13 protein-coding genes are annotated in these 13,600 nt (G+C 68.5%); 6 read left to right on the top strand and 7 right to left on the bottom strand.

What is annotated here, in order from left to right; genetic code table 11:
* Positions 1 to 15 precede the first annotated feature (15 nt).
* Both gcvT and ACWEWT_RS27285 read left to right on the top strand, forming a co-directional pair.
* The gene (gene gcvT, locus ACWEWT_RS27290) at positions 16 to 1,110 is read left to right on the top strand and encodes a glycine cleavage system aminomethyltransferase GcvT (RefSeq protein ID WP_452563125.1); all 1,095 of its coding nucleotides are present in this window, start codon (positions 16 to 18) and stop codon (positions 1,108 to 1,110) included.
* A 114-nt stretch (positions 1,111 to 1,224) separates the two neighbouring features.
* Positions 1,225 to 2,325, top strand: coding sequence for a branched-chain amino acid aminotransferase (locus ACWEWT_RS27285; protein ID WP_452563123.1), 1,101 nt, complete (start codon positions 1,225 to 1,227; stop codon positions 2,323 to 2,325).
* Between the two features lie 61 nt (positions 2,326 to 2,386).
* Here the strand turns inward: ACWEWT_RS27285 and ACWEWT_RS27280 are convergent, their stop codons facing one another.
* From ACWEWT_RS27280 to ACWEWT_RS27255, 6 genes are all read right to left on the bottom strand, one after another.
* On the bottom strand, positions 2,387 to 3,100 hold the full coding sequence (locus ACWEWT_RS27280) for an MBL fold metallo-hydrolase (RefSeq protein WP_452563121.1): 714 nt from the start codon (positions 3,098 to 3,100) through the stop codon (positions 2,387 to 2,389).
* 110 nt (positions 3,101 to 3,210) lie between these two features.
* The gene (locus ACWEWT_RS27275) at positions 3,211 to 3,966 is read right to left on the bottom strand and encodes an adenosylcobinamide-GDP ribazoletransferase (protein ID WP_452563119.1); all 756 of its coding nucleotides are present in this window, start codon (positions 3,964 to 3,966) and stop codon (positions 3,211 to 3,213) included.
* 22 nt (positions 3,967 to 3,988) lie between these two features.
* Positions 3,989 to 5,059 (bottom strand): nicotinate-nucleotide--dimethylbenzimidazole phosphoribosyltransferase, encoded by a 1,071-nt coding sequence (cobT, locus tag ACWEWT_RS27270; RefSeq protein ID WP_452563117.1) that lies wholly within the window; start codon positions 5,057 to 5,059, stop codon positions 3,989 to 3,991.
* 178 nt (positions 5,060 to 5,237) lie between these two features.
* Positions 5,238 to 5,879, bottom strand: coding sequence for a maleylpyruvate isomerase family mycothiol-dependent enzyme (locus ACWEWT_RS27265; RefSeq protein WP_452563116.1), 642 nt, complete (start codon positions 5,877 to 5,879; stop codon positions 5,238 to 5,240).
* Between the two features lie 100 nt (positions 5,880 to 5,979).
* On the bottom strand, positions 5,980 to 6,522 hold the full coding sequence (locus ACWEWT_RS27260; protein ID WP_452563114.1) for a bifunctional adenosylcobinamide kinase/adenosylcobinamide-phosphate guanylyltransferase: 543 nt from the start codon (positions 6,520 to 6,522) through the stop codon (positions 5,980 to 5,982).
* Positions 6,523 to 6,529: 7 nt separating this feature from the next.
* Positions 6,530 to 7,210, bottom strand: a complete 681-nt coding sequence (locus tag ACWEWT_RS27255) for a DUF3043 domain-containing protein (RefSeq protein ID WP_452563112.1) — start codon at positions 7,208 to 7,210, stop codon at positions 6,530 to 6,532.
* Positions 7,211 to 7,454: 244 nt separating this feature from the next.
* Between ACWEWT_RS27255 and ACWEWT_RS27250 the strand changes: the two genes are divergently transcribed.
* Positions 7,455 to 7,811, top strand: a complete 357-nt coding sequence (locus ACWEWT_RS27250; RefSeq protein ID WP_452563111.1) for a HesB/IscA family protein — start codon at positions 7,455 to 7,457, stop codon at positions 7,809 to 7,811.
* Between the two features lie 182 nt (positions 7,812 to 7,993).
* Positions 7,994 to 8,965, top strand: coding sequence for a carbohydrate kinase family protein (locus ACWEWT_RS27245; RefSeq protein ID WP_452563109.1), 972 nt, complete (start codon positions 7,994 to 7,996; stop codon positions 8,963 to 8,965).
* 82 nt (positions 8,966 to 9,047) lie between these two features.
* On the opposite strand, the gene asnB is transcribed toward ACWEWT_RS27245, so the two are convergent.
* The gene (gene asnB / locus ACWEWT_RS27240) at positions 9,048 to 10,991 is read right to left on the bottom strand and encodes an asparagine synthase (glutamine-hydrolyzing) (protein WP_452563108.1); all 1,944 of its coding nucleotides are present in this window, start codon (positions 10,989 to 10,991) and stop codon (positions 9,048 to 9,050) included.
* A gap of 442 nt (positions 10,992 to 11,433) precedes the next feature.
* Between asnB and ctaC the strand changes: the two genes are divergently transcribed.
* Both ctaC and ACWEWT_RS27230 read left to right on the top strand, forming a co-directional pair.
* Positions 11,434 to 12,420, top strand: coding sequence for an aa3-type cytochrome oxidase subunit II (gene ctaC, locus ACWEWT_RS27235; RefSeq protein ID WP_452563246.1), 987 nt, complete (start codon positions 11,434 to 11,436; stop codon positions 12,418 to 12,420).
* Positions 12,421 to 12,432: 12 nt separating this feature from the next.
* Positions 12,433 to 12,849 (top strand): cytochrome c oxidase subunit 4, encoded by a 417-nt coding sequence (locus ACWEWT_RS27230; RefSeq protein ID WP_039823681.1) that lies wholly within the window; start codon positions 12,433 to 12,435, stop codon positions 12,847 to 12,849.
* Positions 12,850 to 13,600: the final 751 nt, after the last annotated feature.

Below are 13,600 nucleotides of genomic sequence, written 5' to 3'. Positions count from 1 at the left end.
GGATAAGCTCGCCGGGTGAACGACGCCGAGCTGCAACAGGGCCCTGTCCACGGAGTACATATCGAACTCGGGGCGAAATTCGCGCCGTTCGGAGGCTGGGAGATGCCGGTCTCGTACGCGGGCACGGTCGCCGAGCACACCGCGGTACGCGAATCGGTGGGGCTGTTCGACGTCAGTCATCTGGGGAAGGCGACCGTACGCGGCGCGGGGGCGGCCGATTTCGTGAACTCCGCGCTGACCAACGATCTGGGACGGATCGGGCCCGGCCGGGCGCAGTACACCCTGTGCTGTACCGCCGACGGCGGTGTGGTCGACGACCTCATCACCTATTTCGTCCGTGACGACGAGATCTTCCTGGTGCCGAACGCGGCCAATACCGCCGCGGTGGTCGAGAAACTGGCGGCGGCCGCACCGCCCGCTATCACGGTCACCGGGGAACACCGCGAATACGGCGTCTTCGCCGTACAGGGCCCGCGGTCGGCCGAGGTCCTCACGGCGCTCGGGCTGCCGGTCGACCTGTCCTATATGGCGTTCGCGGATGCCGAATGGTCGGGACAACCGGTGCGGGTCTGCCGGACCGGCTACACCGGTGAACACGGCTACGAACTGTTACCGCGGTGGGACGGCGCCGAGAACCTGTTCCGGGCCCTGGTGGACGGGGTGCGGGCGGCCGGTGGGCAGGTCGCCGGGCTCGGCGCCCGCGACACCCTGCGGACCGAGATGGGTTATCCGCTGCACGGACACGAACTGTCCGCGGAGATCACGCCGGTCCAGGCCCGCGCTTCCTGGGCGGTGGGCTGGGCCAAACCCGATTTCTGGGGCAAGGCCGCACTGGAGGCCGAACGGTCCGCGGGTCCGCGCCGGACCCTGCTCGGCCTGGAGGCGCTGGACCGCGGAATTCCGCGGGAGAACCAGGACGTGCTGGTCGACGGCGAGAAGGTCGGTGTGACCACCTCCGGTACCTTCTCGCCGACGCGGCAGATCGGGATCGCGCTGGCGCTGCTGGATCCCGCGGTGAAGACCGGGACCGAGGTCGCGGTGAACGTGCGCGGGCGGTCGCTGCGCTGCACGGTGGTGCGTCCCCCGTTCGTCGAGGCACGAACAAGCTGAGACGGTCGGCCCGGTCCACGTGACCGGCCCCGGTACGGCCGGCGGGGGAGCGGGCGGGCACGCGGAACGGACCGCCGCGGATTCCGCGCGGGCCCAGGACATAGACTGCTGGTCATGACCGCTGCTGCACAGTTCGCCCGTATCCCTCATCCTGCGCCCACCCCGGCGCAGCGGGTACAGGAGATTCTGTCGGCCCCCGGTTTCGGCCGCTTTTTCACCGACCATATGGTCACCATCGATTACACCGAGGCCGACGGCTGGACCAACGCGGTCGTGGAACCCTACGCCGCGCTGACGCTCGATCCGGCCACCATGGTGTTCCACTACGGCCAGGCGATTTTCGAAGGACTCAAGGCGTATCGCCAGCCGGACGGGCAGATCGCCTGTTTCCGGATCGACGCGAACGCGGCCCGGTTCCGCCGGTCCGCGCGCCGGATGGCGATGGCCGAACTCCCCGAGGAGCTGTTCGTCGAATCGGTGCGCCAGCTGCTCGAGGTCGATTCGGACTGGGTCCCGGCGGCCGGTGGTGAGGAGTCGCTGTATCTGCGGCCGTTCATGTTCGCCACCGAATCGGGACTGGGCGTCAAACCCGCCTCCGCCTACAAATACCTGCTCCTGGGCTCGCCGGCCGGGGCCTACTTCCCCCGCGGCGTGAAACCGGTGCGCGTATGGCTGTCGACCGAGTACGTGCGGGCGGCGCCCGGCGGCACCGGTGAGGCCAAAGTGGCAGGTAACTACGCCGCTTCGCTGCTGGCGCAGGCCGAGGCCACGGCCAAGGGCTGCGATCAGGTGGTGTGGCTGGACGCCGTCGAACGCCGCTTCGTCGAGGAGATGGGTACCAACAACCTGTTCTTCGTGTACGGGTCGGGATCCGATGCCCGGCTGGTGACCCCGGAACTGTCCGGGTCGCTGCTCCCGGGTATCACCCGGGATTCGCTGCTGACTCTGGCCGCCGACTCCGGCTACCCGGTCACCGAGCGCAAGATCTCCGTCGAGGACTGGCGGGCGGGTGCGGAATCGGGCGAGATCACCGAGGTTTTCGCCTGCGGTACCGCGGCCGTGATCACCCCGGTCGGCTCGGTGTGCGGGCCCGACGGGGAATTCTCCATCGGCGGTGGCGAGCCCGGCGAGGTCACCATGGCGCTGCGGGATACGCTCACCGGGATCCAGCGCGGCACGTTCGCCGATGTGCACCAGTGGATGCGGGTGCTCTGAGCGGTTCCGCGACCCGGAAGCGGCCCGGGGCCGAGCGCGGAGCCCGGCCCGGGTTCGCCGATCAGCCGGGCATGAGGGCGTGCCATTCGCCGAGCGACCGTGGGCGCAGCACATAGTTGTTGTCGCGGATCGTATCGAGTGCGGCGTGCGGGTCCGGGGAGTACCAGTGCCCGGGGTAGACCTCCGGGTTGATCGGCATATCCGCCAGGTAGCGCAGGCTGCGGAACATGGTGTCGGAATCGCCGCCCGGGAAATCGGTGCGTCCGCAGCCGTCGATGAACAGCGTGTCACCGGCGATGAGTTTGTCGTCGACCAGGAAACACTGGCTGCCGGGAGTGTGGCCCGGGGTGTGCAGGAATTCGATATCGAACGCACCGACGGTCAGCTTGTCGCCGTGCCCGTGGCCGGTGAGCTCGCTCGGGGCGATACCGGTCACATCGGCCACCCAGGTCTTCTCCTGGTCGTTCACATGCACCGGGACAGTGGCCTGCTCGAGCAACTCCCGGACACCGCGCAGGGTGAACCCCATCATGGTGCCGCCGATATGGTCCGGGTGATGGTGGGTGACCAGTACCCCGGACAGTTTCAGTCCGTCGTTCTCTGCGATATCGGCCAGATCGCCGGCCGCGTAGGCCGGATCGACGACAACGCATTCACCGGTGTCCCGGTCACCTACGAGATAGGCGAAATTGCGCATCTGCGTGGCGATCGGATCTCCCACGGCGAAATCCCGGCCGGCCAGAAGTTGACGGAAGTAGAGGCGCTCGGCTGACATACCCCCACCTTATGGGGAGTTCCGGATCGGTGAGAGGCTGCGTTCGCAATATTGAGGCCTGGTGACATCGGACGGTCCCGGATTTGTGGACCGGACAGAGGGTTTCCGACTCAGACAGAGTTCGCGGCGACCGCGAAACCCAGTGCGGTCAGCGCGGTGGTGAGTTCCACCGCCGCGCCGAGCAGATCGCCGGAGAGCCCGCCGATCCGGCGGACGCCGTGGTCGACCAGGCGCACGACAGCGGCGAGGCCCACCAGTACGACCAACGGTCCCGCCCACGGCAGTTCCGGGATCGCGACGACCGCTACCACCGCGACCGCTACCATCCATCCGAATACGGCGGCCCGGGACTGGGTCCCGGCGACCATCGCGCCGAACCAGGTGTCCGGCGCGGGTTCGATTCCGCGCCGGCAGGCCGCCACCACCGCGACCCGTCCGGCACCCACCGCCGCGACGACCGCCGCCCAGTGGCCGGTGGCCGCCAGCGTGGTGAACGCGCCGGCCTGGACACCGGCGGCCAGGACGATCGCGGCCACCCCGAACGGCCCCGCCCCACCGCTTTTCATGACTTCACGAGCACGTTCGGGCGATCCGTAGACCCCGAGCCCGTCGAAAGTATCGGCCAGGCCGTCCAGATGCATACCCCGCGTCAGCAGCGCCAGTACCGCGACCGCGACGAACCCGGCGGCCATACCCGCGGGTTGCAAAGCCCAGAGCGCCACTGCCGCGGCGAGACCGAGCGCCGCCCCGGCGATCGGAGCCGAGGCGATGGCCCGTCCGGCCGTCCGCCGGTCCACCTCGCTCGGCCCGCCGACCGGCAGCACCGTGAGCCAGGAGAACGCGAGACGAAGCGACGCCGGCGTCATCGGTCGCGTCTCATCGCGCCGATCACTTCTGGAGGTCGACCGCGGTCGTTTCGGCGGCCGTGCTGACCCCGGCGTCGGCGAAGGTCGCCATCTCCGCGAGGACCGCGACGGCGGCGCGCAGCACGGGTAGCGCGGTGAGTGCGCCGGACCCCTCGCCCAGCCGCATATCCAGGTCGAGTACCGGGGTGAGTTTCAGCTTGGTCAGGGCTTCGGCGTGCGCGGGTTCGGTCGAGCGGTGCGCGGCCACCCACCAGTTCACCGCTCCGGCCGCCAGATCTTCGGCGACCAGTGCGGCCGCCGTGACGATCAACCCGTCGAGCAGCACCGGGGTACGGCGGGCCGCCGCCCGGGCCAGGAAACCGGTCATGGCGGCGATATCGGCGCCGCCGGCGACCCGCAGCAGTTCGACACCGTCGCGGGCGACGGGCCGGGCCCGCCACATGGCGTCCCGGACGGCGGCGACCTTGCGCATCCAGCCCTGATCGTCGACGCCCGTCCCGCGGCCGACCGCCCGGACCGGCTCGGTACCGGTGAGGACGGCGATGAGGGCGGTGGCGGGGGTGGTGTTACCGATCCCCATATCCCCGGCCACCAGCAGGTCGGCGCCGCTGTCGATCTCCTCGTCGGCGATCGCCGCTCCCGCGGCCAGCGCGGCGGCGACCTGGTCGGCCGTGAGCGCGTCCTCCCGGTCGATCGCGCCACTGGATCGGCGCACCTTGTGGGTGCTCACGGCCGGATCGGTATCGGTGTCCACCGCGATATCTACCACCCGGACGGTGGCGCCGGCGATTCCGGCCAGGGCGTTCACCGCGGCGCCGCCCGCCCGGAAGTTGGCGACCATCTGCGCGGTGACCTCGCTGGGGAAGGCCGATACGCCGTGCCGGGAGACCCCGTGGTCACCGGCGAACACCACCACCCGTGCCTGTTCGAACTGCTTCGGCGGGCAGATGCCCTGACATGCGGCCACCCAGTTGCCCAGCTCTTCCAGCCGGCCGAGCGACCCCGGCGGTTTGGTCAGCGACGCCTGCCGTTGCTCGGCCGCCGCGCGGGCGCCGGCGTCCGGCGGGGTAACGGGTGCGAATCCGTCTGTCACGGTTCGAGCCTTCCGATCGGGTGCTGTCACGGCGGGCGGACCGGTCCGGGATTTCTCCCGCCGGGCGGTATTCCACCTTCCGGGACAATATTGCCCGCTGCGCCCCGCACGTCGTACGGCACCCGGTCGTGCGGGCCCGCGGGGGCCCTGTCGGGGGCTTCTCCGGCGGGGCCGGGTTTCAGGGCTGTATGCGATCGCGCAGTATCGCCGCGCCGGGGCCGGTGAGCTCGGCACAGTAGTGCGAACGACCGGCCATCGCCATGACCAGCGCGAGGGTGGTGCCCTGTACCGCCGGTCCCGAGCCGGTGTCGAATGGGCCGTCGGTCGCCTGCAGCCGCAGGCCCTCGGTTGCGGTGCGGCCGGAGACCGTGAAATCGCGCGCGGCGAAGAACCGGGCGACCTCGGTCACCGAGGTGAGGGCGGGGGCACCGGTCAGCCCGAGCGGCTCGCGGATATCGGTCCCGTGCACCACGACCTCACCGAGCCATGCCGGGGTATGCCCGGACGGCGCGACGGTGTTCGGGACAGCGGCGCGGAACCGGGCGAGCGTCTCGGCCGGGCCGGCGCCCCGGAACTCCTGCATACGCCGCTGATTGTGCAGATCGGCATCGAAGCGCGCGCCGGCCATGCTGCGGATCCAGCGCAGCCGCCCGATACTCGCCGCCGCGGTGAGGTGGGCGACCACTTCCTCGACCGACCACCGGCCGCACAGGGACGGTACGGCCCACTGCTGCGGGGTCAGGGTGGCGAGCTCGTCGGCCAGTGCGGCCCGTTCCCGGTGGATCGATGCCCAGACTTCGGCGCGCGACAAGGTCTGCATCCCTCGATCCAAGCAGGACGCCCCGACAAGGTCGGTGGGCGATATCTCGCTCAGCGCGCCGTGGGAGTGCGTGCCCCGCTCGAGCCGGGCCGGCGCTCGCTCATTTCAGGCGCATCGGCAGACCGGCCACCACGAGGAACGCCTCCTCGCAGATCTGGGCCAGACGCTGATTGAGAGTGCCGATCTCGTCCCGGAACAACCGGCCGGACCGCGTCGCCGGGATAACCCCCAGGCCGACCTCCGGAGTGACGATCACCAGCCGGTCCCGGTACCCCGCGACGGCGTCGACGAGCACATCGGTATCCGGAGTGACGGTGCCGCGTGGGGCTTCCCAGGCGGCGCGGGCGTCCAGCCGGGCCGTCAGCCAGGTGCCGATATCGTCGATCAGCGTGGCGCCGGGATGGCCGGTGCCCAGTTCGGCCGCGGGGTCGGCGGCGTCCACGACGACCCAGTCCGTGGGCCGGCGGGCGCGGTGCGCGGCGATCCGGTCGGCGAAATCGGAATCCGCGGGGTCGGGGATCGCGGTGGCCAGGTAGCGGACCGCACCCCCGGCGACGAGGGATTCGGCGAACGCGGATTTACCCGATCGCGCACCCCCGAGAACGAGCGTGCGCTGTCGAGGGGGCGAAACGGGCCGGGACACCCGTCGGTCAGATCGCGTCGCCGGGGGAGACCCGCGGCTTCGGGGCGCGCATCTTGCGCAACTGCGAAGCGCGGACGAAGGAATACCAGCCGAGCCGGAATCCGGTATCGGTGGACTTCGGGAACCGTTCCCGGACCCGGCGGTTGACGATACGGCCGAGCAGGAAACCCTCGGCGATCATGAAGACCATCATGACCAGCATGGCCAGCGTGATGATCGACTGCCAGGCGGGAGCCGCGAACATGGACAGGATCAGCAGCAGCGCCATCGGCATGAACAGCCCGACCAGATTGCGGCGGCCGTCGACGATATCGCGGACGAAGGCACGCACCGGGCCTTGATCGCGGGGCAGCAGGTATTTGTCCTCGCCCGCCAGCATCCGGGCCCGCCGATCCTGCGCGGCGGCGCGACGTTCCGCGGCGGCCGTCTTGCGGTCCTCCTTGGAACCGCGGGTCTCCTTACGGCGGGCGCGCGCTTCCTTCGAGGTCATCGGCGGTGGGGCGACCGGGCCCCGGCGCTTGCCCTCGGCCTCGCGCCGACTCGGGGTGGGCCGGCCCTTACCGGCCGTGGGCGCGGCCTTGGCCGGTGCTGTATCGGCCGCGGTGGCGCTCGCGGTGGCAGTCGCGGACCGCGACCCGTCGGCGGGCGCGTCGGTACCGCTGGGCTCACCGCGTCGGAACAACTTCACGGTAACCAGGCTAATCGGTCACCCGGCTCGGCGGTGAACGGGGCGGTGGCCGAGGTGCGGCCGGTCACCCGCCGCGCCGGTCGTGACCCGGCTCACCCGGGCCGGGACACCGGATGCGGCACGGGTGGTGTGGCCACGGGCGCCGGAGATGGCAAGATGGGGAATAGCAGCCCGTCCGAGGGTGTTGGACCACCCGGAACCGTGCGCTGTTCACGGACCGACCACGCTGTCCATAGGAGAGTTCATGAGTGTGCAGAACGACACCGCCACCACCACCCATGGTGTGCAGCTGACCGATGCCGCCGCGGGTAAGGCCAAGGCGCTGCTCGATCAGGAGGGCCGGGACGACCTCGCGCTGCGGATCGCGGTGCAGCCGGGCGGCTGCGCGGGTCTGCGCTACCAGCTCTTCTTCGACGATCGCACGCTCGACGGCGATCTGGTCGCGGAATTCGGCGGCGTCAAACTGACCGTCGACCGGATGAGCGCGCCCTACGTACAGGGTGCCGCGATCGATTTCGTCGATACGATCGAGAAGCAGGGTTTCACCATCGACAACCCGAACGCCACCGGCTCCTGCGCCTGCGGCGACTCCTTCAACTGAATGCTTCCGGGCCGGTGACAGCGCCGGCCCGGCATTCCCGATACACCCGGGTTACGTGATCATTACTTGTCACGAGGCCGGTTACGACGCGTAGTCGTAGCCCCGGCGAATTGATACGGTGAACCGGGGGCAAAGCCCCGTTCACTTTCTTGTTCGCGCTGATTCCGAAGGGGCCCACTTACGTGTCCATTGCTGTATCCGCGTCCATCGCGACCGACCATCTCATGCGTTTCTCCGGCCGCTTCGCCGATGTACTGCTGCCCGATCAGCTCGAGCATGTCTCGCTGAGTTTCCTCGTCGACGACCTGGTGATCCGCCGCGGCGGGGTCGCGGGCAATATCGCCTATGCCATGGGCCTGCTCAAACAGTCACCGCTGCTGATCGGCTCGGTGGGCCGCGATTTCGACGAGTACCGGCACTGGCTGGAATCCCACGGTGTCGACTGCTCGGTGGTCCGGGTGTCCGAATCCGCGCATACCGCGCGTTTCGTCTGCACCACCGACGAGGATATGGCACAGATCGCCTCGTTCTACCCCGGCGCGATGGGTGAGGCGGGCGATATCTCGCTCACCGCCCTGGCCGAGGAGCGGAAACTCGACCTGGTCCTGGTCGGCGCGAACGATCCCGAGGCGATGTTGCGGCATACCGCGGAATGCCGTGAACTCGGCGTGCCGTTCGCCGCCGATCCGTCCCAGCAGCTGGCGCGCCTGGACGGCGACCAGGCTGTCCAATTGATCGAGGGCAGCACCTACCTGTTCACCAACGAATACGAATGGGGTCTGCTCAAGCAGAAGACGGGCCTCACCGAGGACGAGATCGCCGCCCGGGTCGGCGTGCGGGTGACCACCCTCGGTAAGGACGGTGTCCTGGTGGTCGATACCGACGGTAGCGAGGTCCGGGTCGACGCCGTGCCGGAGAACGCCAAGGTGGATCCGACCGGGGTCGGTGACGCCTTCCGCGCCGGGTTCCTCACCGCGCACACCGCGGGCCTGAGCATCGAACGCGCGGCCCAGCTGGGTTCGCTGGTCGCGGTGCTCGTACTGGAGACGGTGGGCACCCAGGAATGGACCCTGGACGCCGATGCCGCGCTCAAGCGACTCGGTGAGGCATACGGCGCCGAGGCGGCCGCGGAGATCGAACCGCTGCTGCGCTGAGCACGGCCACAACAGATCCACATGATGTACGAGGGCCCCGCTCACGCAGGTGAGCGGGGCCCTCGGTGTCTTCCCGTGACTGCTAGACCTGCACTGGATAGGTGGGTTCGGCGATCTCCGGCTTGATGCGCTCCTCCACGAAGATCCCGTGCCAGATCATGAACACCAGCAGTGTCCACAGCCGCCGGCTGTGATCGGAATCCCCGGCCCGATGGGCGTCGAGCATCGCGGTGACGGCCGCCTTGTCCAGCAGATGATCGGTCTGCGATTCGGCGATCTGCTGCCGGGCCCAGTCGTAGAGTTCGGTGCCGCGCAGCCAATGCCGCAGCGGAACCGGGAAGCCGAGTTTGGCGCGATGCAACACATGGCCGGGCACGATGCCCTCCAGCGCCTGCCGCAGCGCGTACTTGGTGGTCTCCTTGGTGATCTTCTGTTCGAGCGGAACCTGCTCGGCCACCCGGAAGACCTCGGAGTCCAGGAACGGTACCCGCAGTTCCAGCGAGTTCGCCATGGTCATCTTGTCGGCCTTCACCAGGATATCGCCGCGCAACCAGGTGAACAGGTCCAGATGCTGCATCCGCGCCACCGGATCCCAGCCGGCCGACTGCGCGTAGATCGGCGCGGTGACGTCCTGATGGGTCCATTCCGGACGGAACTCGCGCAGCACCGACCGCAGTTGTGCGTCGTTGAAGCTGCGCGCATTGCCGTAGTACCGCTGTTCGAGGGTGAGCGAACCGCGGTGCAGCAGACTCTTACCGCGCGTGCCGTCGGGGATCAGATCCGAGACCCTGCCGGCCAGCCGGCGGATACCGCGGGGCAACTTCTCGAACGGCGCGAGCGACAACGGTTCGCGGTAGATGGTGTAACCACCGAACAACTCGTCGGCGCCCTCACCCGAGAGCACCACCTTGACGTGCTTGCGGGCCTCTTTCGCCACGAAGTACAGCGGTACCAGCGCGGGATCGGCCACCGGGTCGTCGAGATACCAGACGATCTCCGGGATGGCGGCGGCGAACTCGGCCGGGGAGACGACCTTGACGATATGCCGGGCGCCGATCGCGGCCGCGCTCTCCGCGGCCACATCCACCTCGGAATAGCCCTCGCGTTCGAAGCCGGTGGTGAAGGTGATCAGCTTCGGGTTGTGTCGCATGGCCAGCGCCGCGATGGCGGTGGAGTCGATACCGCCGGACAGGAAGGAGCCGACCGTGACATCGGCGCGCATATGTTTGGCGACCGAATCCTCGAGCGCGGCGGCGATCTCCCGGTAGCGGGCCTGTTCGGACCCCGGGGTGAACGGCCGGACGCCGAACCCGGGCACGAAGTAGCGGCTGACCTCAGGGGTGCTCCCCGGGCGGACCACCGCGTAACTGCCCGATTCCAGCCGGCGGATACCGGCGTGCAGGGTTTCCGGCTCCGGGACGTACTGCAGCACCGTGTAGTGCTCGAGGGCCCGGTGATCGAGGGATTCGTCGAGACCCAGCTCGGGCAGCAGCTCCAGCAGGCTCTTCTTCTCGCTGCCGAACGCGGTCCCGCCCGGCCCGGTGGCCAGGAACAGCGGTTTGATCCCGAAGGGGTCGCGGGCGAGGAACAGTTCCCCGGAACGGGTGTCCCAGATCGCGAACGCGAACATCCCACGCAGCCGCCGGACCGCGTCGGGGCCCCAGTAGTGGAACGCCGCGACGATGGCCTCGCCGTCGCCCTCGGTCGCGAACATGGGTTCGTCGCCGAACTCGGCCGCGTGCTCGCGGGCGAGCTCCTCGCGGAGTTCCAGGTAGTTGTAGATCTCGCCGTTGAAGGTCAGCGCGTAGCGCTCCCGGTCATCGGCCGGGCCCCAGCGCAGCGGCTGGTGCGAATGCTCGATATCGATGATCGAGAGCCGGTTGAAGCCGAAGATCAGCTGGTCGTCGTGCCAGGTGCCGCGCTCGTCCGGGCCACGGTGCCGGACACAGTGCAGGGCGTCGTACACCCGCTCCACCGTTTCCGGCGCGGCCGTATCGGACGTCAGAAATCCGAGCAGTCCACACACTGCGGCGCTAACCTCGTTTCCACTGGTCGGGGGTCCGCGCCGAACAGGTCGGCGCGGCGGGCGAAATCTAGTGTCCGAGTATGCCGCACGCATCGATTCCCCGTGCGATACACCTCCACTCGGCCGGTCCGCCACAGTACGGAGTGTCGAAGCCGACCCGACGGCGTACCGGGCGCGTGTTTGGTCTACGCTGCGTAGTACTCGGACTGTTCCGGGTGGTGCCGCGCGGTGCGCGGAGCCGCCCGGGTAGCCCGAACGTGCTGTTTATCAGTATTCCCGGCGGCGGGTCCCGCCACGGGGATGCGATGTCGGATGTGTGGCGACCAGGAAGGCGTTGAGCGTGGCGCACAAGGCGAGCGACGAGATCGGGGCACGGCCTGCCCGGCGGCGGGGCCGTGTCCTGCGGCGGGCCGGGTTGGCGGTATCCCTCGGGATCACCACCATGCTCGTTTCCGGCTGCTCGATCGACAATGTGTGGTTGCGGTTCGGCTGGCCCTCGGGTGTCACCCCGCAGGCGCACCGGATGCGGGAACTGTGGACCTGGTCGGTCGTCGCCGCCCTCATCATGGGCGTGCTGGTCTGGGGTCTGACCTTCTGGACGGTGATCTTCCACCGCAAGAAGAAGAATTCGCCGGAATTTCCCCGGCAGACCGGCTACAACGTGCCGCTCGAACTGACCTACACCGCGATCCCGTTCGTCATCATCGCGGTGCTGTTCTACTTCACCGTGGTCGTGCAGAACTACGTGCACGAGAAGGTCGACAACCCGGATGTGGTCGTCGATGTCACCGCGTTCCAGTGGAACTGGAAATTCGGCTACCGCGATGTCGACCTGAAGAACGGTTTCACCTACGACGGTGTCGACACCGTTCGTGAGGGCGCCAACCAGCAGCAGCTGCAGGAATACGCCGAGCGCACCAACGAAGAGGGCCACCCGCAGCCGGGCCCGGTGCACGGCCGCCCCGAGAACGACATCCTCTCGTTCCTGCACTACAACAAGATCGAGACGATCGGCAGCAGCACCGAGGTACCCGTACTGGTCCTCCCCACCGGCAAGGTGATCGAGTTCCAGCTGGCCGCTGCGGACGTCATCCACGCCTTCTGGGTTCCGGAATTCCTGTTCAAGCGGGACGTCATGCCGAACCCCAAGGAGAACAACTCCGACAACGTCTTCCAGATCAGCGAGATCGACCGGGAAGGCGCCTTCGTCGGCCGCTGCGCGGAAATGTGCGGCACGTTCCACTCGATGATGAACTTCGAGGTCCGCGCGGTCTCGCCGGACAAGTTCCAGCGCTACATCCAGGCGCGTGAATCGGGTATGACCAACGCCGCCGCGCTCGAGTCCATCGGCGAATCGCCGGTGGCCACCTCGACCCAGCCGTTCAACACCGATCGCACGGTCAAGACCGACACCACCGAGAACAAGTAAGGACTGACTCAGATGAGGATCGAAGCTCGGCTGTTCGAGCTGCTCACGGTGTTCTTCATTCTCGTGGGCGTCATCTACGGCTTCTTCACCGCCCAATCCCGGACCGGCATCGAATGGGCCGGCACCACGGCGATCGTCCTGACCGCCGGCCTGTCGCTGATCATCGGCACCTACTTCCGCTTCGTCGCCCGCCGGCTCGACCTGCGGCCCGAGGACTACGAGGACGCCGAAATCGTCGACGGCGCCGGTGACCTGGGCTTCTTCTCGCCCGGCAGCTTCTGGCCCATCCTGCTGGCCGGTGCCGCTTCGGTGACCGCGCTGGGCTTCGCCTTCTTCGAACCGTGGCTGCTGGCACTGGGTGTAATCCTGGTCCTGACCGCCGCCGGCGGACTGGTCTTCGAGTACTACCTGGGCCCCGAGAAGCACTGAGTCATGGCGGCGCCTCCGGCGCCGCGGGGCCGGGGCCCTATTAACCCCGGTTCTTCACTCCTACGCTCAGTCGCTGCGCTCCTTCGCTTCGTCGCTCCAGAACCGGGGCGGGCCCCGGCCATCGGGGTCTGCCATCCGGATGGGTGAGAGGTACGCGGGGGATACCGTCGGCCGCGCCACGGTGCCGGATTTCGTACGGTCGATCACACCCTTTTCGAGGCGGCTCGCTCCACGTAGGTATCCGGTGTGGGATCGAGCCGAATACTTGTTTCTGCATCTACGAATCCCCGCAGTCCTTTCGGGCAGCGGGGATTCCCTGTCGGTGCGATAGCACCCCGCCCTTGTGCCGGGTTTCCGATCCCGTGGTCGGCCCGTTTCTCGAGGGTCTACATCCAGCCGGTCCAAAAAAGGCGACCACCGCGCACTTTCCCATGACCTGTGCCCGCCCGGACCAGGCGAGGTCCGACCCCGTCTTCAGTCACCCGCCTACAGTCCTACCCGCCGACCCGGACCCGCGCGCAATCCACCCGAGGCGCCCGGCCTGGACCTCTATCACGACGAGGACCCGTTCCACACACCCCATCCCCGCGAGGTCCGGACCGGATCGAACCTTCTTTCCGCTCCGGATGGTCCACCTCGGTGGGTGGGGCCCGCCCCGGTTCTGGAGCGACATCGACCATCTGCCACGCCTCGCGACGCTGCAGGACCGATACGACGAGTTTCTTGTACTCGTCGGCCAGTTCACGTGTGC

The sequence above is a fragment of the Nocardia sp. NPDC003963 genome (genome assembly GCF_053605105.1).
Note: the sequence above shows the minus strand (reverse complement) of the source record. Positions and strands in the feature narration are given on the sequence as shown.